Genomic DNA, 26,877 nt, shown 5'->3' with positions numbered 1-26,877 from the left:
AGCCGCCCCGGCCGCACCCGCACCCGCGCGCCGCGTCCGTGACTCGTGAATCCGAGGTCCCATGTCCCCCTCCGGTCCGCCCCCGCCCCCCGGCACGTCCGGCAACGCCGCGGCCCCCGCCGGCCGGCGCCACACCTTCCGCTCCGTCGCGCCGGTGCTCGCCCTGTGCTGGCTCGCGGTCTTCTTCGACGGGATGGACGTCAACGTCTACGGCGCCGTCATGCCGCACCTGCTCGACGACCCAGGTCTCCGCCTCACCCCCGGCACGGCCGGCACGATCGGCAGCTGGACCACCTTCGGCATGCTGATCGGCGCGCTCGGCACCGGCACCCTCACCGACTGGCTGGGCCGCCGCCCGGTCCTGGTCACCAGCGTGCTGCTGTTCTCCGCGGGCTCGGCGGTCTGCGCGCTCTCCGGCACGGCCGCGCCCTTCGGCGCCGGCCGCTTCCTGGCCGGCCTCGGGCTCGGCGGCCTGATGCCCCTCTGCCTGTCCGTGGTGCTGGAGTTCGCCCCGCCGCGCCGGGCCGCGCTCGCCACCGGCCTGCTGATGACCTCGTACCACGCGGGCGGCATGGCCGCGACCGGCCTCGGCCTGGCGCTCGCCCCCACCCTCGGCTGGCGCTGGGTCTTCTGGGCCGGCGTCCTGCCCGCCGTCATCGCCGCGCCCCTGCTGCTGCGGCTGCTCCCGGAATCCCCCGGCGTGCTGCTCGCCAGGGGCCGCACCGCGGAGGCCGACGCGGTCGCCGACCGCTACGGCCTGCCCCGCCCGGCCCCCGCCGACGCGCCGGCCCACGGTCCCAAGGGCCGTCTGGACGCGGTGCGCGCCCTCTTCCGCCCCGGCGTCCGCCGGGCGACGCCGCTGCTCTGGCTCGCCTCGTTCGCGGGCCTGCTGCTGGTCTACGGCGTCAGCACCTGGCTGCCGCAGATGATGCGCGCGGCCGGCTACGGCCTGACGTCCTCGGTCAGCTTCCTGCTCGTCATCAACGCCGGCGGCATCGTCGGCATGCTGATCGCCGGCCGCACCGCCGACCGCTACGGCCCGGTCAAGGTCTCCGCCCTCTGGTTCCTGCTGACCGCCGCCGGCGCCCTGCTCCTCGGCGCCCGGCTGCCACTCGCCCTCACCTACGTCGTGGTCGCGGTCACCGGCGTCTGGCTCTTCAGCGCCCAGGTGATGGTCTACGCGGCCGCCGACCGCGTCTACCCGGCCGCCCAACGGGCCACCGGCCTGGGCTGGGTCACCGGCATCGGCCGCACCGGAGCGGTGGTCGGCCCCTGGCTGGGCGGCGCCCTCGCCGCCTCCGGCAACGACCGGCTCGGCTTCACCGCCTTCGCGTCGGCCGGCCTCCTGGGCGCCCTCGCCATCGGACTCGTACCGCTCGCCCGCCGGACCGGCCGCCCGGCGGCCACGCCGTCACCGGCCCCGGCGGGCGCCGAGTAGCGCGCGGGAACGGCCCCCGGAACCGCCGCGGCTACCGCCGGGGCCGGCGGGTCACAGGGGCGCGATGCGGGCGTACCGGCCCGCCACGCGGAGGTCGGCCTCGATGGCGGTGGCGGCCTCGCGCAGCGCCGGCAGGATCGCGGCGCGGGCCTCCTCCGGGGTGCAACGGCCCGCGTGCGTCGAGACGTTGACCGCGGAGACCACGCGGCCGGTGCGGTCGTGGACCGGGACGGCCAGGGAGCGCAGGCCCTCCTCCAGCTCCTCGTCGACGAGCGCGTAGCCGTCGGCGCGGACCTGCTCCAGGAGCGCGCCGAGCCGCTCCGGGTCGGTCACGGTGTGCCGGGTCAGCGGGGTGCGGGCGGTGCGGGCCAGGCGTTCGGAGCGTTCGGCGGGGGGCAGGCCGGCGAGGAGGACGCGGCCCATGGACGTGGGGTACGCCGGGAAGCGGGTGCCCAGGGTGATGTTGACGCTCATGATGCGCACGGTGGGGACGCGGGCGACGTACTGGATCTCGTCGCCGGACAGCACCGCCATCGACGCGGAGTCGTGCACCCGCTCGACCAGCGCCACGAGGTGCGGCTGGGCGAGGGCGGGCAGCGTCAGGCCCGACAGGTGCGCGAAGCCCAGCTCCAGCACCTTCGGCGTGAGCCGGAAGAGCTTGCCGTCGGTGGTGAGGTAGCCGAGGTGCGCCAGCGTGATCAGGGCCCGGCGGGCGGTGGCGCGTGCCAGGCCGGTGGCCTCCGCCACGGCGGTCAGCGGGAGTTCGGCACGGCCGGCGCCGAACGCGGTGAGCGTGAGCAGCCCGCGGGCCAGCGACTCCACGAACTCCGGCCCCAGTTCCTGCTTGGAGGCGCGCATCCAGGTGGCGTGCGGCGGATGGCCCGCGGGGGTGCCGGGCGCGGGCGGGCCGCCCCCGGGTGCGGCGAGGGCGTCCGCCATCGCCGCGACCGTCTCGCGGAGCCGGGGGAGCACCGCGTCGGGCAGCTCCGCCGCGCTCAGCCGGCTGGTGTGGCTGACGACGCTGAGCGCGCAGACCGTGCGGCCGGCGGCGTCCCGGACCGGCACCGCGACGGCGACCAGCCCCGGTTCGATGAGCTGGTCGTCGAGGGACCAGCCGGCGGTGCGGGCGGCGGACACCCGCGCCTCGAAGCCGGCGGCCGCGGCGGCCGGGTCGTCGTCGGCGGGCCGCGGCGGTACGGCGGGGAAGCCGGCGTCCGTCGGGTCGGCCGCCCGGCGCGACCGCCAGCGCCGCCAGTCCGCCGCCGTCCAGGTGTCCGCGAACAGCGCGCCGGGCGCGCCCCGTTCGGCGGGCAGCAGATCGCCGATGCGGAAGGCGAGCGACATCGCGCGGCGGCGGGTCGCCTGGTGCACGAAGCGGACACCGTCGCCGTCGGGCACCGCGAGCGAGACCGACTCGTCCAGCTCGTCGGCCAGCCGGTCGGCGAGCGGGCCGAGCCGGTCGGGGAGTTCGGACGCGGCGAGGTAGGCGTTGCCGAGCTCCAGCAGCCGCGGCGCCGCCACTGCATCGCGGCCCTCGGTCCGTACGTAGCCCAGCCGGGCCAGGGTGCTCAGCACGCGGTCCACGGTGGAGCGGGCGAGGCCGGTGGTGCGCACCAGGTCGCCGACCGACCGGCGGCCGGCGCCGGCCGCCAGTTCCCGCAGCACGGACAGGCCGCGCATCAGCGGGCCCACCGCCTCCGGTGGCGGGGCCGGCGACGCGGGAGCGGTCGGGGCGGGGTGGGTCATGGCCTCTCCATCGTGCGGTGATCTCGTCGGAACGGTACCCGGCGGCCCGTTGACAGGGCCCGGGACGGGGACCAAACTCGGAGCGCGCAGAGATGAACTTTAGTTCACTGAGCGAACGGCGGTGGTCTGCGGGCCGACCGCACGGACGAGCCGGCGCGTACCAGGCAGAACGACCCGAGGGCGAGGACATGGCCGCTATCCGTTCCCTGCGAGACGCCGTCGCGGAGCTGATCCACGACGGCGACACCGTGGCACTGGAGGGGTTCACCCACCTCATCCCGTTCGCGGCGGCGCACGAGATCATCCGGCAGGGCGTCAAGGACCTCACGCTCGCCCGGATGACGCCGGACGTGGTCTACGACCAGCTGATCGGCGCCGGCGCGGCCCGCAAACTGGTCTTCTCCTGGGGCGGCAACCCGGGCGTCGGCTCGCTGCACCGCTTCCGGGACGCGGTGGAGAACGGCTGGCCCGCCCCGCTGGAGATCGACGAGCACAGCCACGCCGGCATGGCCAACCGCTACGCGGCGGGCGCGGCCAGGCTCCCGTTCGCGGTGCTGCGCGGCTACCGCGGCAGCGACATTCCGGGCCGCACGCCCACCGTCGCCACCGTCACCTGCCCCTTCACCGGCGAGGAACTGGCCGCCGTCGCCGCGCTCAACCCGGACGTCACGGTCATCCACGCGCAGCAGGCCGACAAGGACGGCAACGTGCAGCTGTGGGGCCTGACGGGGGTGCAGAAGGAGGCGGCGCTCGCCGCCCGCCGGGTCCTGGTCACCGTCGAGGAACTCGTCGACGGCCCGTTGGAGCCGCGGCCCGGCGGGGTCGTCCTGCCCGGCTGGGTCGTCGACGCGGTCGCCGTCGTGCCCGGTGGCGCCCACCCCTCCTACGCGGCCGGCTACTCGGTCCGCGACAACGCCTTCTACCGGCAGTGGGACGGCATCGCGCGGGACCGCGCGGCGTTCGGCCGGTGGCTCGCGGAGAGCGTACGGGGGGAGGGGGGAGCGGAACCGGGGGTGGCGGCGGAACCGGACGCGGCGCGGCAGCCGGCTCCGGCGCAGGAGCCGGCCGGGGTGCCCCGGGCCCGCGCCACCGCCGCCCCCGCCCCCCGCTGCACACCTGACGAGCTCATGGAGGTCAACGCGGCCCGCGCGCTGGCCGGTGCCCGCACCTGCTTCGTCGGCATCGGGCTCCCCAGCACGGCCGCCAACCTCGCCCGGCGCACCGCCGATCCGGACCTGGTGTTGATCTACGAATCCGGCACCATCGGCGCCAAGCCGACCCGGCTGCCGCTGTCCATCGGGGACGGCGAGCTCGCCGACACCGCCGACTCCGTGGTGTCCGTGCCGGAGATGTTCAACTACTGGCTGCAGGGCGGCCGGATCGACGTCGGCTTCCTCGGCGCCGCACAGGTCGACCGGTTCGCCAACATCAACACCACCGCCGTCCGCCGTGGCCCCGGCAGGCCCGAGGGGCGGCTCCCCGGGGCCGGCGGCGCACCCGAGATCGCCGCCAACTGCGGCCGGGTGCTGCTGGTGCTGCGGCACAGCCGCCGCAACTTCGTCGACCGGCTGGACTTCGTGACCACCCTCGGCCACGGCAGCGGCCCCCGGGACCGCGCGGCGCTCGGCCTGCCCGGCGCCGGCCCCACCGCCGTCATCACCGACCTCGGGGTACTGCGCCCCGACCCCGACACCGCGGAACTCGTCCTGACCGAACTCCACCCCGGGGTGACGGTCGATCAGGTACGGGCGGCCACCGGCTGGGAGCTGAAGGTGGCCGGCCGGCCGGTCGTCACGGCGCCGCCCACCGACGACGAACTCGCCGCCCTGCGTGCCCTGAAGGCCGCCGCCGGCCGGCCGGCCCCCGCACCCACCGCGCACCGGAGCACCCCCTCCCGGAAGGACACCGCAGCCCCGTGATCACCGACCGCCCCCGGGACGTCTACGTCGTCGACGCCGTCCGCACCCCGATCGGCAAATACGGCGGCGCGCTGTCCGGCGTCCGCCCCGACGACCTCGCCGCGCACGTCGTCAGGGCCCTGGTGGACCGCGCGCCGGGCCTGGACCCGGCCACGATCGACGACGTCCACTTCGGCAACGCCAACGGCGCGGGCGAGGAGAACCGCGACGTGGCCCGGATGGCGGTGCTGCTCGCCGGGCTGCCGGTGACCGTGCCCGGCGTCACCGTCAACCGCCTCTGCGGCTCCGGGATGGAGGCCGTCATCCAGGCCGCCAGGGCCGTCGCGCTGGGCGACGCCTCGGTGGCCGTGGCCGGCGGCGTGGAGTCGATGAGCCGGGCGCCCTGGGTGCTCCCCAAGCCCGAACGGGCCTTCCCCGCCGGCCCGCAGACCCTGCACTCCACCACCCTCGGCTGGCGGCTGACCAACCCCCGGATGCCCGACGCGTGGACGGTGTCGCTGGGCGAGGGCGCGGAGCTGATCGCCGACCGCTACGGCCTCACCCGCGAACAGCAGGACGCCTACGCGCTGGCCAGCCACCGGAAGGCGGCGCGGGCCTGGGAGGACGGCGCCTTCGACGCGGAGACCGTGCCGTACGGCGCGGACGGGGTGCGGGGCGGCGACGGCGCCGACGGGGCACCCGTGCGCGACGAGTGCGTACGCGCCGACACCTCGCGTCAGGCGCTGGCCGCGCTACGCCCGGTCTTCCGCGCGGACGGGGGCACGGTCACCGCCGGCAACTCCTCGCCGCTCAACGACGGTGCGGCCGCCCTGCTCCTGATGGACGAGGCGGGCCTGCGCGCCTCCGGTTGCGCACCGCTCGCCCGGATCCGCGGCAGCGCGGTCACCGGCATCGAGCCGCAGCTCTTCGGGCTCGGCCCGGTCGAGGCGGCCCGACGGGCCCTGGCGAAGGCCGGCCGCGGCCTCGACGCGCTGCACACCGTCGAACTGAACGAGGCGTTCGCCGCGCAGGCCCTCGGCTGTCTGGCCGGCTGGCCCGAGCTCGACCCCGCCCTGGTCAACCCGCACGGCGGCGCCCTCGCCCTCGGCCACCCGCTGGGCGCGTCCGGTGCCCGGATCGTGGGCGCGGTCGCCCACCGGCTGGCGGCCGCCGGCTCCGGCACGGGGCTCGCGACGCTCTGCATCGGCGTGGGGCAGGGCCTGGCCGTCGTCCTCGAACGCTAGGCCGTGCCTTTTGGACCATGCCGGGCCCGCGACGCCCGGCACCGCGCCTCCCCGGACCGCCCGACCACCACCGCAACGGAAGACGGCAGCCATGACCCGTATCCCGCCCACCCCGGCCCCGCCGGCCTTCGTGCCCGGTGCCCCGCTCACCGGCTCCCGGCCGCTGTCCGCCGCCCCGCCGCTGCCCACCCAGGCCGCCGTGAGCCGTGAGATGGCCGCCCTGCACGCCGCCGCCGAACGGGACCGCGACGGGGGCGCCCCCGCCCCGGAGCACCCCGCGCGGAACTACCCCCCGTACCGCAGCAGCACCTCCCGCCACCCGCACCGGCCGCTGGTCGAGATCGACCACCGGGCCGACCCGGAGGCCGTGGAACTGTCCGGGCCCGCCTTCGGCGTCACCGACCTCACCGACCTCGACGCCGACCTGACCCGGCAGCACCCGGGTGAGCCGCTCGGCGAACGCCTCACCGTCACCGGACGCGTCCTGGACCGCGGCGGCCGGCCGGTACGCGGCCAGCTCGTCGAGATCTGGCAGGCCAACGCCTCCGGCCGGTACGCCCACCGGCGGGATCAGCACCCCGCCCCGCTCGACCCGAACTTCACCGGCGCCGGGCGCTGCCTGACCGATGACGAGGGCCGCTACGCGTTCACCACCGTCAAGCCCGGCGCCTACCCGTGGCGCAACCACGACAACGCCTGGCGCCCGGCCCACATCCACTTCTCGCTCTTCGGCACGGCCTTCACCCAGCGGCTGATCACCCAGATGTACTTCCCCGGCGACCCGCTCCTCCCGTACGACCCGATCCTCGGCTCGGTCACCGACCCCGCCGCGCGCGCCCGCCTGGTGGCCGCCTACGACCACCAACTGACGTGCCCAGAACGCTCGTTGGGCTACCGCTGGGACATCGTCCTGGACGGCCCGTCCGCCACCTGGACCGAGGAGGGCCGCTGATGCCCCGCGCCACCACCCGCCCGCAGCCGGCCGGCCGGGAGCCGGGCGCCGCCCCCGCCGCACCGCTCGCCCCGACGCCCTCGCAGACCATCGGGCCGTTCTTCGGCTACGCCCTGCCGCTCCCCGGCGGCGGGCAGATCGCCCCGGCCGGCCACCCGGACACGGTCACCGTGCACGGCCTCGTACGGGACGGCACCGGCGCGCCGGTGCCCGACGCGCTGCTGGAGTTCTGGCAGGCGGGCCCGGACGGCAGCCTCACCGGGGCGCCCGGCTCACTGCGCCGCGACCCGGTCACCGGCGCCGCGATCGGCCGCAACGGCGTGGACTTCACCGGCTTCGGGCGGGTACCGACCGACGCCGACGGGCGCTACGTCCTGCACACCCTGCCCGCGACCGCCCCCGCCGGGCGCCCGGACGCCGCGCCCCACCTCGCGGTGTGCGTCTTCGCCCGCGGACTGCTCCACCACCTCGCCACCCGCGTCTACTTCCCCGAGCACGCCACGGCCAACGCCGCCGACCCGCTGCTGGCGCGGCTGCCCACCGAGCGGGCCCGCACCCTGCTCGCCCGCGCGGACGGCCCCGGCCGCTACCGCTTCGACGTCCAGCTGCAGCAGACGGCGGACGGCACGCACGAGGAGACGGTCTTCCTTGCCTTCCGCTGACCGGCCCGGCGCCGACGACACCCCGCCCGCACGTCCGTGTCCCGAGGCCGACGTGGGGCTGCTCGCCCCCTCCCGGGCCGGCTCGGCGGTGGCCGACGCCACCGGTGACGCCGGGTACCTGCGCGCGCTGCTCGACGCCGAGGCCGCCCTGACCCGGGCCCAGGCCGCGGTGGGCCTCGCCCCGGCCGCGGCGGGCGCCGCGGTCACCGCGGCCGCCGCCCGGACCCGCCCCGACCCGCACGGCCTCGCCCTGCGCGCCCGCGCGGCCGGGAACCCCGTCGTCCCGCTCGTCGCCGACCTGACCGCCGCGGTCGCCGCGCACGATCCCGTCGCCGCGGCCCACGTCCACCGGGGCGCCACCAGCCAGGACATCCTCGACACCGCCACCATGCTGGTGTGCGCCCGTGCCCTGGACCTCCTGCTGCCGGACCTCGCCCGTACCGCCGACGCGCTGCGCCGTACGGCCGAGCGGCACCGCGACACCCCCATGGCCGGCCGCACCCTGACCCAGCACGCGGTGCCGACCACCTTCGGCCTCAAGGCGGCCGGCTGGCGCAGCCTGGTGCTCGACGCCCACGCACGGCTCGCGGCCGTACGGTCCTCACTGCCCGCCCAACTGGGCGGCGCGGCCGGCACCCTCGCGGCCTTCCACGCCTACGCGGAGGCCGCGGCGGCGGCCGCCCCCGCGGCACCGGACCTCGGCCCGCGCCTCCTCGCCGCCTACGCCGCCGAGACCGGACTCGCCGAACCGGCCCTGCCCTGGCACACCTTGCGCACCCCGGTCGCCGACCTCGCCGGTGCGCTGGCCTTCACCGCGGGTGCCCTCGGCAAGCTCGCGGCCGACGTCCTGAGCCTGGCCCGTACGGAAACCGGCGAGCTGGCCGAGGGCAGCGGCGGCGGCTCCTCCGCCATGCCGCACAAGGCGAACCCGGTGCGCGGCACGCTCCTCGCGGCCGCCGCCCGTCAGGTCCCGGCCCTCACCGCCGTGCTGTACGGCTCCCTCGCCGCCGAGGACGAGCGCCCGGCCGGTGCCTGGCACGCCGAATGGCAGCCGCTGCGGGACGCCCTGCGGCTGGTCGGCGGCGCCGCCCGGGACGCCGCCGAACTGACCGCGGACCTGCGGGTCGACCCGCGGCGGATGCGGCACAACCTCGACGCGACCGGCGGACTGGTCGTCACCGAACGCCTCGTCGCGGCCCTCACCGCCCTGACGGGCCGCGGCGAGGCCCGCCGCATCGTGGACGCGGCGGCCCGGCGGACCGCGCAGGACGGCACGCCACTCCACGACGCGCTGCGCGCGGAGCTGGACGAGAGCCGGTCCGCCGCCCTCCCCGAAGACCGCCTGCGTCAACTCCTCGACCCCACCACGTACACGGGGTCCGCCGGCGCGCTCGTGGACCGCGCGCTGGCCCGCACCCCGCACGACCCACAGGAGCCCGGATGACCCGCCCGCCCGCCGCCCCCGGCGCGCCGCCGCACCACACCGTCGACGGCCCGGACACCGCCCCGCCCCTGCTCCTGGGCCCCTCCCTCGGCACCACCCGCGCCGTCTGGGACCCCCAACTCCCGGCACTGGCCGAGCGGTTCCGCGTCGTCCGCTGGGACCTGCCGGGCCATGGCGGCACCCCCGCCACGGGGACGACCACCGTCCCCGCCCTCGCGGGCCGGGTGCTCGACCTCGCCGACTCCCTCGGCATCGACCGCTTCGGCTACGCCGGTGTCTCGCTCGGCGGCGCGGTCGGCGCCTGGCTCGCCGCACACCACCCCGAGCGGATCACCTCGCTCACCCTGATCTGCTCCTCCGCCCGCTTCGGCGAGCCGGCGGGCTGGCACGACCGCGCCGCCCGAGTCCGCGAGGCGGGCCTGGGGCCGGTCGCCGACACCACCGCCGGCCGCTGGTTCACCCCCGCCTTCGCCGGCTCCCCGCGGGCCGTGGCGCTGGTCGACACCCTGCGCCGTACCGTCGCGCCCGCCGGCTACGCGGCCTGCTGTGACGCCCTCGCCGGCTACGACCTGCGGGACGCACTGGCCCGGATCACCGCCCCCACCCTCGTCGTCGCCGGCCGCGCCGACCCGGCCACCCCACCCGCGCACGCCCGCGAACTCGCCGACGGCATCCCGGGCGCGAGCCTCGTCGAACTCGCCGGCGCCGCGCACCTGGCGAGCGTGGAACGCCCGGCGGCCGTCCTGGCCGCGCTGCTCGGCCATCTGACGGCCCACCCGTCCGACGGGTCGTCGACGGCCCCGCCGCCCGGCGCCCCGCACCTCCCCGACACGGACGACCGCGCCCGGCGCGCCGCCGGAACGGCCGTCCGCCGCGCCGTCCTCGGGGACGCGCACGTCGACCGGGCGCAGGCGCGGACCGGCGCACTGACCGAGGTCTTCCAGGACTTCCTCACCCGCTACGCCTGGGGCGAGATCTGGACCCGCCCCGGCCTGTCCCGGCGGACCCGCAGCTGTATCACCCTCACCGCGCTGGTGGCCCGCGGCCACCACGACGAACTGGCGATGCACCTGAGGGCCGCGCTGCGCAACGGCCTCACCCCGCAGGAGATCCAGGAGGTCCTCCTCCAGACCGCCGTCTACTGCGGCGTGCCCGCCGCCAACACCGCCTTCGCCCTCGCCGACCGCATCGTCACCGAACACCTCCGGGGCCCGGACGGCCCGCCCCCGCACCCCGCGGAAGGAACACCGCAGTGACCCACCCCCGCCGCACCACCGTCGGCATCATCGGCGCCGGACCCGCCGGCCTGCTGCTCGCCCGCCTGCTGCACCGCTCCGGGATCGACTGCGTCGTCCTGGAGAGCCGCGACCGCGACTACGTCGAGCGGCGGCAGCGCGCCGGCATCCTGGAACAGGCCACCGTGGACGCCCTGCGCGCCGGCGGGGCGGGGGAGCGGATGGACCGCGAGGGCCTGCCCCACGACGGCATCGAGCTGCGCTTCGACCGGCGTGCGCACCGCCTCGACTTCCCGGCGCTGACCGGCGGCCGCCGGGTCATGGTCTACGCACAGACCGAGGTGGTGAAGGACCTGATCGCGCTGCAACTCGCCGACGGGCCGCCGCTGCTGTTCGACGCGCGGGCCACCGCCGTCGAGGGCGCGCACACCGACCGCCCGGTCATCCGCTACCTGCACCACGGCACCGCACACACCCTCGACTGCGACTACGTCGTCGGCTGCGACGGCTACCACGGCGTGACCCGGCAGGCCGTGCCGCAGAGCGAACGCCGCACCTACGAGCGCGGCTACCCCTACTCCTGGCTCGGCGTGCTCGCCGAGGTCCCGCCGTCCTCCGACGAGCTGGTCTATGCGCACTCCGAACGCGGCTTCGCCCTGCTCAGCATGCGCACCCCGGCCGTCAGCCGGCTCTACCTCCAGGTCCCCAACGGCACCGATCCGGCGGCCTGGCCCGACGAGCGGATCTGGGACGAGCTGGAGGCCCGCACCGCCGTCGACGCGCCGTGGAAGCTGCGGCGCGGCCCGATCACCGCGAAGTCGGTCCTGCCCATGCGGAGTTCGGTCACCGAGCCGATGCGCTACGGGCGGGTGCTGCTGGCGGGCGACGCGGCGCACATCGTGCCGCCGACCGGGGCCAAGGGCCTCAACCTCGCCGTCGCCGACGTCACCGTCCTCGCCCGTGCCCTGGACCGGCTGCACCGGACCGGCGGGGCCGAACTGCTCGACGCCTACTCCGACACCTGTTTGCGCCGGGTCTGGCGGGCCGAGCACTTCTCCTGGTTCATGACGACGACGCTGCACACCGCGCCCGGGCAGACGCCGTTCGACACCCGGCTGCAGCGCGCGCAGCTCGACCGGATCGCCGGCTCCCCGCACGCCGCGGCGGAACTCGCCGAGAACTACACCGGAGTGCCCCTGCCGTGAAGCCCGCTCAGCGGCGCTCGCGGTAGCGGACCAGCAGCATCGCCGCGTCGTCGTGCAGCGGGCCCTCCGCGTGCTCGACCAGGTCCTCGCGGACCGCCCGCAGCGCGGTCTCCGGGTCCGGTTCCTTGAGGTGGGCGGCGCGCTCGTCGAGGGGGTAGAAACGGCCCGCCACGTCGCGGGCCTCGGAGACCCCGTCGGTGTAGAACAGCAGCTGGTCGCCGGGGCTGAACGGCACCTCGTGGGGGTGCGGGGCGGCCCCGGAGCCGTGCAGGGTCAGGCCCAGCGGCAGGGCGCGGTCGGGGGGCGCGGCGAAGGCGACGGTGCCGTCGGGGCGGACGACCAGCGGCGCCGGATGGCCGTAGTTGAGGAGCGTCGCGTCCGGGCCGTCGCCGATCTCGGCGAGGACCGCCGTGACGAAGCGTTCGCCGGACAGATGGCGGTTCAGGGCCCGTTCGACGCGCTCGCCGACGGCGGACAGGTCCGGCTCGTCGTGCGCGGCCTCCCGGAAGGCGCCCAGCACCACCGCGGCGCTCTCCACCGCCTCCAGCCCCTTGCCCTGGACGTCGCCGACGATGATCCGCACACCGGCGGGTGAGGTCACCACCTCGTACAGATCGCCGCCTATCCGGGCCTCGGCCACCGCCGAGGTGTAGGAGACCGCGATCCGCAGCGGCCCCGCGCTGCGCGGGACCGGCCGCAGCAGCACGCGCTGGGCGACCTCGGCGATCGAGCGGACGCTGGCCAGCTCCGCCTCGCGGCGCTGCCGCATCAGCGCGGCGACCACGCCGGCCGCGGTCACCCCGGCCACCGACAGCAGCGCGGTCAGCCCGCGCCGGGTCTCGAACAGCCCGTTGTAGACGCCCAGACCGACGCAGAGCACGAACGCGGTCAGCCCGACCAGCGCGGTCCGCCGCCAGCCGCCGACCAGCCCGGCGAAGGCCGGCCCCAGGGACACCAGGGGCAGGAAGCCGACTTCGGGCCCCGCGGTGAGGTCGACGACGCTGACCACGGCCATGACCGTGTAGGGGAGCACGGACAGCACACGGGAGCCGGTGCAGTGCTCCCCGTTCTCCACGGCCAAGGGGTTCTCCGACGGGGTCTTGAAGAGGCGTTGGGGTCAGGGCGTTCGGTGGGGGCTTTCGGCCGTCGGAGTGTCCGGAAACGGCCCCCAGGCCCCCGAGCTGAGCATATGCAACATATGCCGTATCGAAATACCTCGCGGGCCCCTGTTACCGAATCGCAGTGGCCACGGTGATCGAGCGGTCACAGTGCCGCCGGATCTTACGGAGCCGTGACACGACGGTCGTGGCGCGCGCCGGAAGGCGTCCGTCCGCCTAGCGTGACCGGCATGCGAGTACTGGTCACCGGCGGCGCCGGATTCATCGGTTCACGGGTCGTCGAGGCGCTCCTGGCCCGCGGCCACGAACCCGTCGTGCTTGACGCCCTGCTGCCCTCGGCCCACCCCGAGCCCCCGCCGCCGTCCCCGGGGGAGCAGCGGATCGTCGCGGACCTGCGGGACCGGGCGGCCGTCGACGCGGCGCTGGCCGGCGTCGACGCGGTCTGCCACCAGGCGGCGATGGTGGGCCTGGGCAAGGACTTCGCGGACGCGCCCGGCTACGTCGGCTGCAACGACCTGGGCACCGCCGTCCTGCTGGCCGCAATGGCCGCCGCCGACGTCCGCCGGCTGGTGCTCGCCGGATCGATGGTGGTCTACGGGGAGGGCCGCTACACCTGTCCCGAGCACCGCGCGGTGCGGCCCGGCCCGCGGGCGGTCACCGACCTCGACGCCGGCAGGTTCGAGCCACGCTGCCCGCGCTGCGGCGCGCCGCTGCGGCCGGGCCTGGTCGACGAGGACGCGCCCACCGACCCGCGCAACGTGTACGCGGCGACCAAGCTCGCCCAGGAACACCTGGCCGCCTCCTGGGCACGGGCGACCGGCGGCCGGGCCGTCTCGCTGCGCTACCACAACGTCTACGGGCCCGGGATGCCGCGCGACACCCCGTACGCCGGCGTCGCCTCCTTCTTCCGCTCGGCGCTGGCCCGCGGCGAGGCGCCGACGGTCTACGAGGACGGCGGGCAGCGGCGGGACTTCCTCCACGTACGGGACGTCGCGGCGGCCAACGCGGTGGCGCTGGAGGCGCTGCCGGACCGGGCGGCGGGCATCCTGACCGCGTACAACACCGGCAGCGGGCAGCCGCACACCGTCGGCGAGATGGCACGCGCCCTGGCGGACGCGTACGGCGGGCCGGCGCCGGTGGTGACGGGGGAGTACCGGCTGGGCGACGTACGGCACATCACCGCGTCGTCGCGGCGGATCGCCGAGGACCTCGGCTGGCGGGCGGAGACCGGCTTCGCCGCGGGCATGGCCGAGTTCGCGCGGGAGGAGATGCGGGCGCCGGCCCGTCCGGCCGCCCGCGTGACCGCCGCCGCCCGCCCCGCCCCGGTGGACGTCGTGCTGCCCTGCCTGGACGAGGCCGCCGCACTGCCCTGGGTCCTGGCGCGCATCCCCCACGGCTGGCGGGCGATCGTCGTCGACAACGGCTCCACCGACGGCTCCGCCGAACTCGCCCGCGACCTCGGCGCCACCGTCGTCCACGAAGCCCGCCGCGGCTTCGGCGCCGCCTGCCACGCCGGGCTGCTGGCCGCCGAGGCGGACATCGTCTGCTTCTGCGACTGCGACGCCTCGCTCGACCCCGCACTGCTCGTCCCCTTCGCCCGCGCGGTGGGCGCCGGCGAGAGCGACCTGGTGCTGGGCCGCCGCCGCCCCGAGGGCCGCGGCGCCTGGCCGCCGCACGCCCGGGCCGGCAACCTCGCACTGACCCGGATGCTGCGCCGGCGCACCGGGCTGCGGCTGGGCGACCTCGGACCGCTGCGCGCCGCCCGGCGCACCGCGCTGCTCGACCTCGGGCTCACCGACCGGCGCAGCGGCTACCCCCTGCAGATGGTCGTCCGGGCCGCCGACGCCGGCTGGCGGATCGAGGAGCGCGAGGTGCCCTACCGTCCGCGCACCGGCCGTTCGAAGGTCACCGGCACCTGGCGCGGCACCTGGCAGGCGGTCCGCGACATGCGCGGCGTCCTCAACCAGCCGCCGCTCCCGCCCCGTACGCGGCGGGCGGCGGCCCGATGACCGGGGCCGCGGAGCGCCGCGCGGGGGTCGCCACCGGACCGACGACGGTCCTGGTCATCGCCAAGGAACCGGTGCCGGGCCGGGTCAAGACCCGCCTCACCCCGCCCTACACCCCCGAGGAGGCCGCCCAGTTGGCCGAGGCCGCGCTGCACGACACCCTGCGGGCCGTGCGCGCCATGCCCGCCCGGCGGCGCGTGGTGGTGCTCGACGGCCGGCCCGGGCGGTGGCTGCCGGCCGGGTTCGACGTCCGGCCGCAGTGCGCCGGCGGCCTCGACCAGCGGCTCGCCGCGGCCTTCGCCGACAGCGCCGGCCCGACCCTGCTGATCGGTATGGACACCCCCCAGGTCACCCCGGACCTCCTCGCCCCCGCCCTGTGCCGCGGCGCCTGGGACGGCTGCGACGCCTGGTTCGGGGCGGCCGAGGACGGCGGATTCTGGGCGCTCGGCCTGGCCGTCCCCGACCCCCGGCTGCTGCGGGGCGTCCCCATGTCCACCGACCGCACCGGCGCCGTCCAGCGCGCCCGGCTGACCGCCGCCGGGCTCCGGGTACGGGAACTGCCGGCGCTGCGCGACGTGGACACCGCGGACGACGCCGAGCGGGTCGCGGCCGCCGCGCCCGACGGCCGGTTCGCCGCCACCCTGGCCCGGCTGCGGCCGGACACCGGCCGATGAGCGCCGCCGCGCCGGCCACGGCCACCGCCGCCTGGGGCGCCGACCCGTACGCCGAGGCGCTCCGCAGCGGCCGCGGCCCGCTCTTCCTGCGCCGCAGCGACGGCTGGCTGCTGCCGCTGGAGGTCGAGCGCTGGTGCGCCGGGCCGGACGCCGCCGACCGCGCCGTGCTGCGCCGCTGCGAGGGCGCCGTCCTCGACATCGGCTGCGGCCCCGGACGGCTGGTCGCCGGGCTCGCCGCACTGGGCCGGCGGGCGCTCGGCATCGACGTCAGCCCGGCCGCGGTGGCCCGCACCGCCGCGACCGGCGGCACCGCACTGCACCGCTCGGTCTTCGACCCCCTCCCGGGCGAGGGGAGTTGGGGCACCGCCCTGCTCCTCGACGGCAACATCGGCATCGGCGGCGACCCGCGCGCCCTCCTCGCCCGGAGCGCCCAACTCGTCGCCCGGCCCGGCCTGCTCCTCGTGGAGACCACCCCCGCGGACGTCGACGAACGCGTCCAGGTGCGGGTCGAACGCGGCTGCCCCGGCGGCCGCGGCACCCCGGGCGAGCCGTTCCCCTGGGCCCGGGTCGGCACTCCCGCCCTGCTGCGGCACGCCGCCGCCACCGGCTGGACCGCCGTCGAGCAGTGGTCCCACGCCGGCCCGCCGGATCAGTCCCCGGGCGGCGCGGAACGCTGCTTCGTCGCCCTGCGCCGGCGGCCTCCCGCACCGGTCCCGGCCTGCCGGGACGCGGCCGTACGGCACAGCAGCCACACCGCGGAGAGCGCGAACAGCGCGGCGGTGAGCAGCAGCCAGCGGCCCAGGAACACCCCGGCGGGCAGGCCGGTCGCGGCTTCGTAGTGCGCCGCGCTGCCCGCCGTCGGCGCGATCAGCGGGAACCACACCAGGAGCAGCAGCCCGGACAGCGCGGCGGGCACCCGGACGTACCCGGTCCAGGCCCGGTGCCCGCCGCGGGCCGCCGTGTACCGGGCCAGCGCCCGGTCCGCGAGCGAGTACAGCGGCAGCAGCACGAGATCGTGCAGCAGGGCCGCCCCGGCGAACCAGACCACCACCAGCGGCCACTGCCCGCCGGCCAGCAGCCGCACCCCCGCGTAGCCGGTGAGCGCGAACGAGGCGAGCATCAGCAGCAGGTGCAACGGTCCCTCGCCGTACCAGTGCCGGCCGGACACCGACTGCCGTGCCCGCCGGGCCCGTTCGCGCCACCGCACCCGCATGCGTACCACCGTCACCACTCCCCGAACGTCAGCCGCGAGACCCACTTGGTGTTGAGCACCCCGGGCGCGGCCGGCACGATGATCCGCGCCGGGTGGCCGTGGTCGGCGGACAGCTCGGCCCCGCCGACCCGCAGGGCGAGCAGCGACCGCGGATCGCGCACCTGGTGCGCGCTCAGCGCGGCCCGCCGGAACGCGCCGCGCAGTTGCAGCGACTCCACCACCACGCCGGGCGGCTGCCCCTCGAACCCCACCAGTGCCGCGAGGTCCCGCAGCCGCACCCCGCCCCACTGCTGATTGTCGGTGGACCAGCCCTCCACGCAGGCGATCGGCAGGGCCGAGGTGTGCTGCGGCAGCCGCAGCAGCGCGGCGCGGTCCAGCCGCACCCGGCGGCCGCCGCCCTCGACCGTCAGTCGCCAGTCCGCGCCGGTGTCCTGCTCCCGGATGCCGACCGCCGCGGCGGACTTGTTGATCTGGAAGCCGTTCGGCCCGCTGCCCGGATCGCGCCCGCCGTGCGGCGCCAGCAGCGCGGTACGCCGCCACCACCCGCCGATGCTCTGCCCGGCGGTCGTCGCGAGCAGCAGCAGCGAACCGGCGCCGACCAGGCCCAGCACGCCGCGCCGGGACACCGTCGGCGGGGCCGGGCGGGGCGCCACGAGCCCGGTGTCGTCGGCGTCCGGCGCCGGGTCGGTGCGCTCCCGCACCGCCCGCACGGTCCGCGGCAGCCGCAGCGCGACGTGCGCGACGAACGCGCCGATGAACACCCAGGCGCCGTAGAAGTGCAGCGGGTAGAAGGAGCCGGGGAAGACGTACTCCAGCTGGATGTTGAGCAGGCCGGTGACGAACTCGAAGAGCGCCCCGCCGACCAGCAGCAGCAGGGACAGCCGCTCCGCCGCGTGCCCGGGCGACCGGGCCGGCGGCAGCGTGAACAGCTTCGGGATCACCGACCACAGCTTCGCCAGCAGGACGGGCACCAGCGCGACGCCGACGGTGACGTGCAGGCCCTGGGTGAGCCGGTAGAGCCAGTACGGGCCGGTCGGCCAGCTGAAGAGGTAGAAGCCGAGCAGGCCCTTGCCGGGCGTCTCGTCGTTGACGCCGCCGGCCAGATCGGGGTTGTACGCGGCGTACGACAGCAGGCCGGTGACGAACAGCAGCGTGATGCCGGCCAGCAGCACCACGCCGAGCAGCGCGGTCAGCCGAGGGCCGCGCACGGGGCTGCGCCAGAAGGACGGCGAGGTCGGGAGAGTGCGGGGAGAGACGCCCATGCCCTGAAGGTATGCCGGACACCCTGGGCCGAGGGGCTACGACCCATGACGAAAGTCTGACGTCAGCGGATCGGCGGCGTCGTGCGCCCGCCCCGCGGCCTAGCGTGCCGGTGTGACCCCCCGACCGACCTCCGAAGCCCCCGCCGCCGCGGCCCGCCGGGCCGGTCCCGAGGACCGTGCGGCGCGTCGCGCCGACCTGCTGGCCGCCGCGGCCGGGCTCCTGCTCGTCGTGGCCGCCGCGGCCATCGGCACCGTCATCGAGCGTGCCAACGGCAGCCTGCACGTCAACTGGCCGCCGCTGTACGCCTCCTGGTTCCCGCACCTGGGGCCCGGCACCCCCGCCGCCCTGGCCGTCGCCGCCCTGGTCCTCGGCTACGGGCCGCCGCTCGCCGCCCGCCTGCCCTGGCGCGCCCTGCTCCCGGCCTGCTGGGCGGCGGCCATGGCCTGGACGTGGTCGCTGGCCCTGATCGACGGCTGGCAGACCGGCATCGCCCGCCGTCTCACCACCGAGTACGAGTACCTGACCGTCATCCGCCGCTTCGACGACCTGGGGCCGGCGCTGCGCGGCTTCACCGGACACATCCTCAACAACGCGCCGGACCACTGGCCGGCACATGTGGCGGGGCACCCGCCGGCCGCGGTGCTCACCTTCGTCGGCCTGGACCGGATAGGTCTGGGCGGCGGGGCCTGGGCCGGCGTCTGGTGCATCATGGTGGGCACCTCCGCCGCGGCCGCGGTCCTGGTCGCGCTGCGCGCGCTGACCGATGAGCGGCTCGCCCGCCGGGCCGCGCCGTTCCTCGCCCTGGCGCCGGCCGCCGTCTGGGTCGGCACCTCCGCCGACGGCTACTTCGCCGCGGTCGCCGCCTGGTCCCTGGCGCTGCTCGCCCTCGCCGCCACCCGCGGCCCCGGCGGCAGCCGCGGGAGTGCCCCCGGCGCCGCCGCCGCGGCCCTGGCCTCGGGCCTCCTCCTCGGCCTGACCTGCTACCTCTCCTACGGTCTCACCCTGATCGTGCCGCTCGCCGCCGCGGTGCTGCTGCTCGCCCGGAACGCCCGCCCGGTGCCGCTGCTGGTGGCCGGCGCGGCGACCGTCGCGGTGGCCTTCACCCTCGCCGGTTTCGACTGGTGGGAGGGGTACCGCCTGCTGGTCGAGCGCTACTACCGCGGGGCCGCCGGGGTCCGCCCGTACGCGTACTGGGTGTGGGGCAACCTCGCGTGCGCCGTACTGATCACCGGGCCGGCCACCGTCGCGGGGGTGCGCCGCGTCCTCGCCGCGGCACCCGCCGCCCTGCGGCGGCTGCGCCCCTCCGCCGGGCCCCCGCCCGGCCCCGCGGGCCGCCTGACCGTCCTCGTCCTGGCCGCGCTGCTCGCCGTGCTGATCGCCGACCTCTCCGGCATGAGCAAGGCGGAGACCGAGCGGATCTGGCTGCCCTTCGCCTGGTGGCTGCTGGCGGCCTGCGCACTGCTGCCCCGGGCCCTCCACCGGCCCTGGCTCGCGGCGCAGGCCGTGCTGGCCCTGCTGCTCAACCACCTGCTGTACACCGGCTGGTGACGGAGTATCAGACGGGCGGGGGGCGTCAGGCCAGGTACGTCCGGGCCGCGTCCACCCGGCCGGGACGCAGGATCCGGATCGGGCCGAGGTTGCAGGACGGGCAGTCGTTCCGGGTCAGCGGGGAGGGGACCCGGACGCCGCGGGTGAAGTAGTCGGCGCGCCGGTGGCCGGCCAGATCCGTGGTGTGCCGGATCTCGTATGCCTCTTCCCAGCCGTGTCCGCAGTGCAGACAGACGAACGCATACGCCTCGTGAACCGTCTCGGTGTCCCGTTCCATGGTCACCACGCCCTCTCCCCGGACCCGCCGCACCCGCAGCGGGGCCGGATGCTGCCGCACCTCCCATTATCGCGCCGTGCCACGCCAAGCGCGGGCGCGGATCTCCGGGCGGTGCCGGGCCCGACCCGGGCCCCGGGGTCAGCTCCGGGTCTGCTCCAGCGCCCGGTAGACCGCGGCGACCAGCCCGCCGTTGCGCGGATCGGTACCGGTCGTGCCTCCGCCGTACCTGTTCATGGTGTACGCGTACGACAGCCGGTTCTCGGGGTCGGCGAAGGCGTACGAGCCGCCCGCGCCGCCGTGCCCGAAGGCCAGTGGGTTGGGTCCCGCCTGCCCCTGGTTCAGCATGTAGCCCAGACCCCAGCGCAGCGAGGCGCCCCCCGGCGCGAGCGCGTCGAGGGTCAGGTCGGGCTCGCCGGGGAGGCTCTGGGAGCGGCGCATCGCCTCCAGGGTCGCCGGCCCGACGAGCCGGCCGCTCGCCAGCGCCCCGTAGACGGTCGCCAGCCCGTGCGCGGAGGCGTGCGCGTTGCCCGCCGGGATCTCGGCCGAGCGGTAGACGGCGCTGTTGACGTCGCCGGTGGGGATGGAGGTCAGTGCCAGCATCAGGACCGCCAGCGGGTGGTCGGCGATCGAGGTGAACGGCGGCTTGGGCGCACCGGGGAACTGCTCGGCGAGCCGCGCCTCGTCCAGCTGCCCGACCATGTCCGCGCAGGAGGCGTGCTCCTCCGCCGGGGTGCCGATGAACACCCGGGCGCCCAGCGGCCCGGCGATCTCGCTGCGCAGGAACGCGCCCAGCGACTGCCCGGTGATCCGCCGGACGACCTCCCCGACGAGGTATCCGAAGGTCACCGCGTGGTAGCCCTGGGCGGTGCCCGGCTGCCACCACGGCTCGGTGGCGGCCAGGGTGGCGCACACCGCGTCCCAGTCGTAGGCGCGGCCGGCCGGGAGCGGCCGCCTGGGCGCGACCAGACCGGCCCGGTGGCTGAGCAGCCAGCGCACCGGCACGTCCTGCTTGCCGGCCTGCGCGAACTCCGGCCAGTACCGGGCCACCGGCGCGTCGAGGTCCAACTCGCCGCGGTCCACCAGGAGATGGGCGCACAGCGCGGTCATCCCCTTGCTCGTGGAGTAGACGTTGACGAGGGTGTCGCGCTCCCACGCGCGGGTGCGGCCGGCGTCCGCGTGACCGCCCCACAGGTCGACCACCGGCTCACCGTCCACGGTCACCGCGACCGCCGCGCCGACGTCTCCGTGCTCCCTGAAGTTCCGCTCGAACGCTTCCCGTACGCCGTCGAAGCCCGGTGCGCAGTGGCCGCTGACCGTGGCTGCTCCCATGGTGGCTCTCCTCGCGTCGCCCGTGTGCGGTCATCCGGTGCGTCGTACGCGCGTACGACGTGCCCTACCGGATGATCCGTCCGGGTCGATGCCCCTGGCAACCATGTGCGGCCGGACGGCTCAGCGGCGCGTGTCCTCACCGGGCCGTCGGTGCCGCACCGGCACGGTGTCGCCCGCGGAGCCCGCGAAAAGGCCGCCCGGCGCTTCCCGGCGAGGGCGTCGCGCGCCCCGGTGGCCGGATCGCGCCGCGGCCGGCCCGCGCCGCCCGTCCGCCCCCGCACCATGGACGCCATGACCGTGACGCCCGTGCCCCGTACCGACGCCGCTCCCGACGCCGACCTCGCTCCCGAGACCGCTCCCGAGGCCGCTCCCGAGGCCGCCGCTCCCGCTCCCGACACCGCCGCTGCCGCCGAGCACACCGCTGCCGGGCCGGCCACCGGTGCCGAGCCGGCGGCCGCCGTCGAGGCGCTGCTCCTCGTCGACCTCCAGACGGCCTTCGTCGCGGGCGACGAGGCGGTGCCCGACGCGGCCCGGGTGCTCGACCGCGGACGCGCGCTGCTCGCCCGGGCCCGCGCGGCCGGCGCGCTCGTCGTCCATCTGCAGAACGACGGCGCGCCCGGCACCGTCGACGAGCCGCGCACGCCCGGCTGGGCACTCCACCTGCCCGTCGAACCGGGCCCCCGTGAGTCCGTGATCCGCAAGAGCGAGGACGACGGCTTCGACGGCACGCCGCTCGGCGCGCTGCTCGACGGGGCCGGGGTGCGGGCACTGGCGCTGTGCGGGGTGCTCTCCGAGATGTGCGTCGCCGCGACCGCCCGCACCGCCCTGGCCCGTGACTTCCGTGTCGTGCTCCCGCACGACGCCCATGCCACCTACGACATTCCCGCGGCGGCCGGGATCAGCGAGCGGGTGCCGGCCGCCCTGTCCTCCCGCGCCGCCGAATGGGCCCTGGGCGACGAGGCGGAGATCGTCCCCCGGGCCGCCGACGTCACCTTCACCGCTCCCCGCCGCGGCCGGTGACCCCCGTCCCGCCGGTCGGGTCCGGTTCTGCTCCGGCGCGTTGACGTAGGGCGTGACGCAGCGCTCACCTCGACTACTCAGCGTAATGGTCGCGTGGTGAGGTGCGCCGGTGCGCCCGTTCACACCACTCGTTCGAGCCTCGGGTCGCACACACCCGGCCGGGGGGCGAGCCTGGAAACGTCCGGCAGCCGGAGGAAGGTCCCAGAGGAAGGCCCCACAGTGAACAGCGCGGAACAGGCATCGCACACGGAACACGTATCGGCCGAGGTGGTGGTGGAGCTGGAGAGCTGTGCCGCGCAGGACGCGCACGCCGTCTTCAGCGCACTGCGCACCTCCTTCAGCTCCGACCGGTCCGCCGACGACGTGCCCGAGGAGATGTCGGGGCCGGGGGCGACCGTGTGGACCTCGACCTTCGACGTCAGCGAGATCAAGGAGCAGGCCGAGCCCCGGCGGCTGACCGCACCGGTGCTGGTCAGCCTCCAGGGCGGCTACTGGGCGGTCGACCAGCTGATCAAGGCCCTGGGGCCGGCGTTCACGGTGCACGTTCTCGGAATGGCTGCCGGAGACCAGGAGAAGGAGGTCGAACTGCGTCTGGAAGGCCGCTAGAGCGTGTGCGGACGGGCCCCGGGCCCGTGGGCACGGCGGGTGGGCGGTGGGGGTGGCAGGCAGGCAGGTACACGACCCGCGTCGAAAGGTATGAGCGAGTGGAGCCCACCAACCAGCCGGCGGCCGAGCAGCGCTCCGCGCTCGTGCTGCACATCAACGGCACACCGCAGCGGCTGACCCTGGACCACCGGACCACCCTGCTGGACGTGCTCCGTGAGCACCTCGGTCTGATCGGCGCCAAGAAGGGCTGCGACCACGGCCAGTGCGGCGCCTGCACGGTGCTCGTCGACGGCCGGCGCGCCAACAGCTGCCTGCTGCTGGCCGTGGCGCAGGAGGAGCGGCAGATCACCACCGTCGAGGGCCTGGCGGAGGGCGAGCGGCTGCACCCGCTGCAAGCGGCGTTCCTGGAACGGGACGCCCTGCAGTGCGGCTACTGCACCCCGGGCCAGATCTGTTCGGCCGTCGGGATGCTGCGGGAGGTGGCCGACGGCTTCCCGTCCCACGTCACCCCGGCCACCGCGGACCCCACGGCCCCGGTGGAGCTGAGCACCGACGAGATCCGCGAGCGGATGAGCGGCAACCTCTGCCGCTGCGGCGCCTACCCGCGGATCGTCGAAGCGGTCGAGGACGTCGCCGCGGCCGCCGCGGCCGGCCGCCCGGGACAGGGGGTGTCCTCGTGAAACCGTTCGGATACCTCCGCGTGAGCAGCGTCGAGGAGGCGGTACGCGCCGCCGGCGAGCACCCCGGGGCCCGGTTCCTGGCCGGGGGCACCAACCTCGTCGACCTGATGAAGCTGGGCGTCGTGGAGCCGCGGACGCTCATCGACGTCACACGGCTGCCGCTGGACCGCATCGAGGAGCTGCCGGACGGGGGAGTGCGGATCGGCGCGATGGTCCGCAACAGCGACCTCGCCGCGTCCGTCCCCGTGCGCGAGCGCTATCCCGTGCTGTCGCAGTCGCTGCTGGCCGGTGCCTCCGGGCAGCTGCGCAACACCGCGACCACCGGCGGCAACCTCCTCCAGCGCACCCGCTGCCTGTACTTCCAGGACACCTCCAAGCCCTGCAACAAACGCCTCCCGGGCACCGGCTGCCCGGCCCGCGAGGGCGTCCATCGCGACCTCGCCGTACTCGGCCACTCCCAGCACTGCGTCGCCACCCAGCCGTCGGACATGGCGGTCGCGCTGGCGGCCCTGGACGCCACCGTTCACCTGCACGGCCCCGACGGCGAACGCAGTGTGCCGGCCACCGACTTCCACCGGCTGCCGGCCGACCACCCGGAGCAGGACACCGTGATCCGGCCCGGCGAACTGCTCACCGCCGTCCAGCTCCCGCCGGTGGCCACCGGCACCCGCTCGCGCTACCGCAAGGCCCGCGACCGCGCCTCGTACGCCTTCGCGCTGGTCTCCGTCGGCGCCGTACTGGACGTACGGGACGGTGTCGTACGGCGGGCCGCGCTGGCCTTCGGCGGGCTCGCGCACCGGCCCTGGCGCGCCCGCGCGGCCGAGGAGGTGCTCCAGGGCGCCCCCGCCACCGAAGAAACCTTCGCCCGCGCCGCCGAGGCCGAACTCGCCGCCGCCCGACCGCTGCGCGACAACGGCTTCAAGGTCCCGCTGGCCCGCAATCTCGCCGTCGGCGTGCTGACGGACCTGGCCGATCCCGAGACCGCGGATCCGGCAGCTCCGGGCCCGGCCCGGCCGGCCTGACCGCTCCCACCCGAAGGACTCGCCCCATGAATCCGCACTTCCCCGCAGGCCCGCCCCCGTACCCCCTGGGCGCGCCCCTCGTCCGCCGTGAAGGACGCGAGAAGGTCACCGGCGCCGCACGCTACGCCGCCGAACACACCCCACCTGACTGCGCCTACGCCTGGCCGGTGCCGGCCACCGTGGCCCGCGGCCGGGTCACCGCCGTGGACACCACGGAGGCGCTCACCCTGCCGGGCGTGTGCGCGGTGCTGACGCACGAGAACGCGCCCCGCCTCGCGACCGCCGACGATCCGACGCTGCTGGTCCTTCAGGAGGACCGGGTGCCGCACCGCGGCTGGTACGTCGCGCTCGCCGTCGCCGACAGTCTCGAAGCCGCCCGCGCCGCCGCCGACACGGTCCGGGTCAGCTACGCGACGGAGGAGCACGACGTGGAGCTGACCACCGGGCATCCGCGGCTGTACGAGCCGGAGACGGTCAACGGCGGCTATCCGGCGACCCGGGAGCGCGGCGACTTCGACGCGGCGTTCGCCGACGCCCCGGTCACCGTCGACGTCCGCTACACCGTGCCGCCGCTGCACAACCACCCCATGGAGCCGCACGCCGCCACCGCCTGGTGGAGCGACGGCCACCTCACCGTCCATGACGCGAGCCAGGGCTCCACGAAGGTGTGCGAGGACCTCGCCGCGCTGTTCAAGCTGGAGAAGAGCGAGGTCACCGTCGTCTCCGAGCACGTCGGCGGCGGCTTCGGATCCAAGGGGACGACCCGGCCGCAGGCCGTGCTGGCGGCGATGGCCGCGCGGCACACCGGCCGGCCGGTCAAACTCGCCCTGCCGCGACGGGAGATGCCCGCGGTCGTCGGCCACCGCGCGCCCACCCTCCAGCGCGTCCGCCTCGGGGCGGGCAGGGACGGCGTCCTCACCGCCCTCGCCCACGAGAGCGTCACCCATACCTCGACCGTCACCGAGTTCGTCGAGCAGGCCGCGGTGCCCGGGCGCATGATGTACACCTCGCCCAACAGCCGTACCACGCACCGGGTCGCGCCGCTCGACGTGCCGACGCCCTCCTGGATGCGGGCCCCGGGCGAGGCACCCGGGATGTACGCCCTGGAGTCGGCCCTCGACGAACTGGCCGTCGCCCTCGACCTCGACCCCGTCGAGCTGCGGATGCGCAACGAACCGGACACCGAGCCGGACTCCGACCGCGCCTTCAGCAGCCGGCACCTCGTGGGCTGTCTGCGGGAGGGCGCCGAGCGCTTCGGCTGGCAGCCGCGGGACCCGCGCCCGGGCGTACGGCGGGAGGGGCGGCTGCTGCTGGGAACCGGCGTCGCCTCGGCCACCTATCCCGTCCTGATCGTCGCCTCCGCAGCCGAGGCGCACGCCGCCGCGGACGGCGGCTTCCGCGTCCGCATCAACGCCACCGACATCGGCACCGGCGCCCGCACCACGCTCGCGCAGGTCGCCGCCGCCGCGCTGGGCGTGCCGGAGGAGCGGGTCGGCGTGGAGATCGGCAGCAGCGATCTGCCGCCGGCGATGCTGGCCGGTGGTTCGGCGGGCACGGGCTCCTGGGGCTGGGCGGTCCACAAGGCGTGCACGGCGCTGCGGGCCCGGCTGCGGGACCACGTGGGGCCGCTCCCGTCGGACGGCTTCACGGTCACCGCGGACACCCGCCAGGAGACGTCCGAGCGGTCCCCCTACTCCCGGCACTCCTTCGGCGCCACCTTCGCCGAGGTGCAGGTCGACACCGTCACCGGCGAGGTGCGGGTGCGCCGGCTGACGGGCGTCTACGCGGCCGGCCGGATCCTCAACCCCCGTACGGCGCGCTCCCAGTTCACCGGCGGCATGACGATGGGGCTGGGCATGGCGCTGATGGAGGGCAGCAGCCTGGACCCCGCCTTCGGCGACTTCGCGGAACGCGATCTGGCCTCCTACCACGTGCCGGCCTGCGCCGACGTCCTGCGGATCGAGGCGCACTGGCTCGACGAGGAGGATCCGCACCTCAACCCCATGGGCAGCAAGGGCATCGGCGAGATCGGCATCGTCGGTACCGCGGCGGCCATCGGCAACGCCGTGTGGCACGCCACCGGTGCCCGGCTGCGCGACCTCCCGCTGACCCCGGACAAGGTCCTGCCGCACCTGTGAGGCGGCAGGACCGGCCGAGCGCCCGGACTCCGGCACCTCACGATCGGTTGCGGAACCCCCGCCGCCGGGTCACCATGACAAATGACCCATACGTGATAAATGCTCACTCTTCGTGTTCGGGGTTCGTTGGTCCAACGAGGTGAAGGGCGTGAGCCTCGC

At 76.3% G+C, this 26,877-nt stretch carries 22 protein-coding genes and 3 pseudogenes; 19 read left to right on the top strand and 6 right to left on the bottom strand.

Annotated elements, in window-relative coordinates; all coding sequences use genetic code 11:
• The first annotated feature begins 61 nt into the window (after window positions 1-61).
• On the top strand, window positions 62-1,438 hold the full coding sequence (locus SL103_RS25710) for an MFS transporter (protein WP_069571303.1): 1,377 nt from the start codon (window positions 62-64) through the stop codon (window positions 1,436-1,438).
• Between the two features lie 51 nt (window positions 1,439-1,489).
• Here the strand turns inward: SL103_RS25710 and SL103_RS25705 are convergent, their stop codons facing one another.
• The gene (locus SL103_RS25705; RefSeq protein ID WP_069571302.1) at window positions 1,490-3,184 is read right to left on the bottom strand and encodes an IclR family transcriptional regulator domain-containing protein; all 1,695 of its coding nucleotides are present in this window, start codon (window positions 3,182-3,184) and stop codon (window positions 1,490-1,492) included.
• A gap of 188 nt (window positions 3,185-3,372) precedes the next feature.
• Here SL103_RS25705 and SL103_RS25700 point away from each other — a divergent pair.
• From SL103_RS25700 to SL103_RS25665, 8 genes and pseudogenes are all read left to right on the top strand, one after another.
• Window positions 3,373-4,176 (top strand): annotated as a pseudogene (locus SL103_RS25700) (CoA transferase subunit A); the annotation flags it as partial.
• Window positions 4,177-4,311: 135 nt separating this feature from the next.
• The gene (locus SL103_RS25695; protein WP_079146297.1) at window positions 4,312-5,103 is read left to right on the top strand and encodes a CoA-transferase subunit beta; all 792 of its coding nucleotides are present in this window, start codon (window positions 4,312-4,314) and stop codon (window positions 5,101-5,103) included.
• Window positions 5,103-6,326 (top strand): thiolase family protein, encoded by a 1,224-nt coding sequence (locus SL103_RS25690; protein ID WP_069574106.1) that lies wholly within the window; start codon window positions 5,103-5,105, stop codon window positions 6,324-6,326. Before SL103_RS25695 ends, SL103_RS25690 begins: the two co-directional genes overlap by 1 nt.
• Window positions 6,327-6,537: 211 nt before the next feature.
• Window positions 6,538-7,278 (top strand): protocatechuate 3,4-dioxygenase subunit beta, encoded by a 741-nt coding sequence (gene pcaH, locus SL103_RS25685; protein WP_069574105.1) that lies wholly within the window; start codon window positions 6,538-6,540, stop codon window positions 7,276-7,278.
• Entirely contained in the window at window positions 7,278-7,940 is a 663-nt protein-coding gene (pcaG, locus tag SL103_RS25680; RefSeq protein WP_069571301.1) for a protocatechuate 3,4-dioxygenase subunit alpha, read from the top strand. The genes pcaH and pcaG overlap by 1 nt, the downstream gene beginning before the upstream one ends.
• A complete protein-coding gene (gene pcaB / locus SL103_RS25675; protein ID WP_069571300.1) occupies window positions 7,927-9,384 on the top strand; it encodes a 3-carboxy-cis,cis-muconate cycloisomerase in 1,458 nt (485 codons plus the stop codon). The genes pcaG and pcaB overlap by 14 nt, the downstream gene beginning before the upstream one ends.
• Window positions 9,381-10,640, top strand: a complete 1,260-nt coding sequence (pcaD, locus tag SL103_RS25670; protein ID WP_069571299.1) for a 3-oxoadipate enol-lactonase — start codon at window positions 9,381-9,383, stop codon at window positions 10,638-10,640. Before pcaB ends, pcaD begins: the two co-directional genes overlap by 4 nt.
• Window positions 10,637-11,824, top strand: a complete 1,188-nt coding sequence (locus SL103_RS25665) for a 4-hydroxybenzoate 3-monooxygenase (RefSeq protein WP_069571298.1) — start codon at window positions 10,637-10,639, stop codon at window positions 11,822-11,824. The genes pcaD and SL103_RS25665 overlap by 4 nt, the downstream gene beginning before the upstream one ends.
• A 7-nt stretch (window positions 11,825-11,831) precedes the next feature.
• Here SL103_RS25665 and SL103_RS25660 read toward each other — a convergent pair whose 3' ends face one another.
• The gene (locus SL103_RS25660; RefSeq protein WP_069574104.1) at window positions 11,832-12,839 is read right to left on the bottom strand and encodes a PP2C family protein-serine/threonine phosphatase; all 1,008 of its coding nucleotides are present in this window, start codon (window positions 12,837-12,839) and stop codon (window positions 11,832-11,834) included.
• 333 nt (window positions 12,840-13,172) lie between these two features.
• Here SL103_RS25660 and SL103_RS38950 point away from each other — a divergent pair.
• The 4 genes and pseudogenes from SL103_RS38950 to SL103_RS39665 form a co-directional block, all read left to right on the top strand.
• Window positions 13,173-14,237: pseudogene (locus SL103_RS38950) on the top strand (NAD-dependent epimerase/dehydratase family protein); the annotation flags it as partial.
• Window positions 14,211-14,951, top strand: a complete 741-nt coding sequence (locus tag SL103_RS38945; protein WP_244304201.1) for a glycosyltransferase family 2 protein — start codon at window positions 14,211-14,213, stop codon at window positions 14,949-14,951. The pseudogene SL103_RS38950 and the gene SL103_RS38945, both read left to right, overlap by 27 nt.
• Entirely contained in the window at window positions 14,948-15,622 is a 675-nt protein-coding gene (locus SL103_RS25650) for a TIGR04282 family arsenosugar biosynthesis glycosyltransferase (RefSeq protein WP_069571297.1), read from the top strand. Before SL103_RS38945 ends, SL103_RS25650 begins: the two co-directional genes overlap by 4 nt.
• A pseudogene (locus SL103_RS39665) lies at window positions 15,619-15,870 on the top strand (SAM-dependent methyltransferase); the annotation flags it as partial. The gene SL103_RS25650 and the pseudogene SL103_RS39665, both read left to right, overlap by 4 nt.
• A gap of 401 nt (window positions 15,871-16,271) precedes the next feature.
• Here SL103_RS39665 and SL103_RS36460 read toward each other — a convergent pair.
• Window positions 16,272-16,835 carry a hypothetical protein gene (locus SL103_RS36460; RefSeq protein ID WP_432215406.1) on the bottom strand — a complete coding sequence of 188 codons (564 nt, stop codon included), beginning with the start codon at window positions 16,833-16,835 and terminating at the stop codon, window positions 16,272-16,274.
• Between the two features lie 11 nt (window positions 16,836-16,846).
• Window positions 16,847-18,097, bottom strand: coding sequence for a molybdopterin-dependent oxidoreductase (locus tag SL103_RS25640; RefSeq protein ID WP_069571295.1), 1,251 nt, complete (start codon window positions 18,095-18,097; stop codon window positions 16,847-16,849).
• A 112-nt stretch (window positions 18,098-18,209) separates the two neighbouring features.
• Here SL103_RS25640 and SL103_RS25635 point away from each other — a divergent pair, with 112 nt between their 5' ends.
• Window positions 18,210-19,646, top strand: a complete 1,437-nt coding sequence (locus SL103_RS25635) for a hypothetical protein (RefSeq protein ID WP_069571294.1) — start codon at window positions 18,210-18,212, stop codon at window positions 19,644-19,646.
• Window positions 19,647-19,671: 25 nt separating this feature from the next.
• Here SL103_RS25635 and SL103_RS25630 read toward each other — a convergent pair whose 3' ends face one another.
• Window positions 19,672-19,983, bottom strand: a complete 312-nt coding sequence (locus SL103_RS25630; protein ID WP_244304040.1) for a hypothetical protein — start codon at window positions 19,981-19,983, stop codon at window positions 19,672-19,674.
• A 78-nt stretch (window positions 19,984-20,061) separates the two neighbouring features.
• Entirely contained in the window at window positions 20,062-21,252 is a 1,191-nt protein-coding gene (locus SL103_RS25625) for a serine hydrolase domain-containing protein (protein ID WP_069571292.1), read from the bottom strand.
• Between the two features lie 291 nt (window positions 21,253-21,543).
• Between SL103_RS25625 and SL103_RS25620 the strand changes: the two genes are divergently transcribed.
• From SL103_RS25620 to SL103_RS25600, 5 genes are all read left to right on the top strand, one after another.
• Window positions 21,544-22,272, top strand: coding sequence for an isochorismatase family protein (locus SL103_RS25620; RefSeq protein ID WP_079146295.1), 729 nt, complete (start codon window positions 21,544-21,546; stop codon window positions 22,270-22,272).
• A gap of 219 nt (window positions 22,273-22,491) precedes the next feature.
• Window positions 22,492-22,878 (top strand): hypothetical protein, encoded by a 387-nt coding sequence (locus tag SL103_RS25615; protein ID WP_069571291.1) that lies wholly within the window; start codon window positions 22,492-22,494, stop codon window positions 22,876-22,878.
• A 98-nt stretch (window positions 22,879-22,976) separates the two neighbouring features.
• On the top strand, window positions 22,977-23,558 hold the full coding sequence (locus tag SL103_RS25610; RefSeq protein WP_069571290.1) for a 2Fe-2S iron-sulfur cluster-binding protein: 582 nt from the start codon (window positions 22,977-22,979) through the stop codon (window positions 23,556-23,558).
• Entirely contained in the window at window positions 23,555-24,580 is a 1,026-nt protein-coding gene (locus SL103_RS25605) for an FAD binding domain-containing protein (RefSeq protein WP_069571289.1), read from the top strand. Before SL103_RS25610 ends, SL103_RS25605 begins: the two co-directional genes overlap by 4 nt.
• Window positions 24,581-24,606: 26 nt before the next feature.
• Window positions 24,607-26,718, top strand: a complete 2,112-nt coding sequence (locus SL103_RS25600; protein ID WP_069571288.1) for a xanthine dehydrogenase family protein molybdopterin-binding subunit — start codon at window positions 24,607-24,609, stop codon at window positions 26,716-26,718.
• Window positions 26,719-26,877: the final 159 nt, after the last annotated feature.

It is taken from the genome of Streptomyces lydicus (assembly GCF_001729485.1).
GTDB lineage: Bacteria > Actinomycetota > Actinomycetes > Streptomycetales > Streptomycetaceae > Streptomyces > Streptomyces lydicus_D.
The sequence above is the reverse complement of the archived record's forward strand: the minus strand, read 5'-3'. Positions and strand labels throughout refer to the sequence as shown.

Coding starts and splice junctions, on each gene's coding strand:
- SL103_RS25695 (WP_079146297.1), top strand. CDS start 4,312: ATGGAGGTCAACGCGGCCCGCGCGCTGGCCGGTGCCCGCACCTGCTTC.
- SL103_RS25650 (WP_069571297.1), top strand. CDS start 14,948: ATGACCGGGGCCGCGGAGCGCCGCGCGGGGGTCGCCACCGGACCGACG.
- SL103_RS36460 (WP_432215406.1), bottom strand. CDS start 16,835: ATGCGGGTGCGGTGGCGCGAACGGGCCCGGCGGGCACGGCAGTCGGTG.
- SL103_RS25625 (WP_069571292.1), bottom strand. CDS start 21,252: ATGGGAGCAGCCACGGTCAGCGGCCACTGCGCACCGGGCTTCGACGGC.
- SL103_RS25600 (WP_069571288.1), top strand. CDS start 24,607: ATGAATCCGCACTTCCCCGCAGGCCCGCCCCCGTACCCCCTGGGCGCG.
- SL103_RS38945 (WP_244304201.1), top strand. CDS start 14,211: ATGCGGGCGCCGGCCCGTCCGGCCGCCCGCGTGACCGCCGCCGCCCGC.
- SL103_RS25660 (WP_069574104.1), bottom strand. CDS start 12,839: ATGGCCGTGGTCAGCGTCGTCGACCTCACCGCGGGGCCCGAAGTCGGC.
- SL103_RS25620 (WP_079146295.1), top strand. CDS start 21,544: ATGACCGTGACGCCCGTGCCCCGTACCGACGCCGCTCCCGACGCCGAC.
- pcaH (WP_069574105.1), top strand. CDS start 6,538: ATGGCCGCCCTGCACGCCGCCGCCGAACGGGACCGCGACGGGGGCGCC.
- pcaD (WP_069571299.1), top strand. CDS start 9,381: ATGACCCGCCCGCCCGCCGCCCCCGGCGCGCCGCCGCACCACACCGTC.
- SL103_RS25640 (WP_069571295.1), bottom strand. CDS start 18,097: ATGGGCGTCTCTCCCCGCACTCTCCCGACCTCGCCGTCCTTCTGGCGC.
- SL103_RS25710 (WP_069571303.1), top strand. CDS start 62: ATGTCCCCCTCCGGTCCGCCCCCGCCCCCCGGCACGTCCGGCAACGCC.
- SL103_RS25705 (WP_069571302.1), bottom strand. CDS start 3,184: ATGACCCACCCCGCCCCGACCGCTCCCGCGTCGCCGGCCCCGCCACCG.
- pcaG (WP_069571301.1), top strand. CDS start 7,278: ATGCCCCGCGCCACCACCCGCCCGCAGCCGGCCGGCCGGGAGCCGGGC.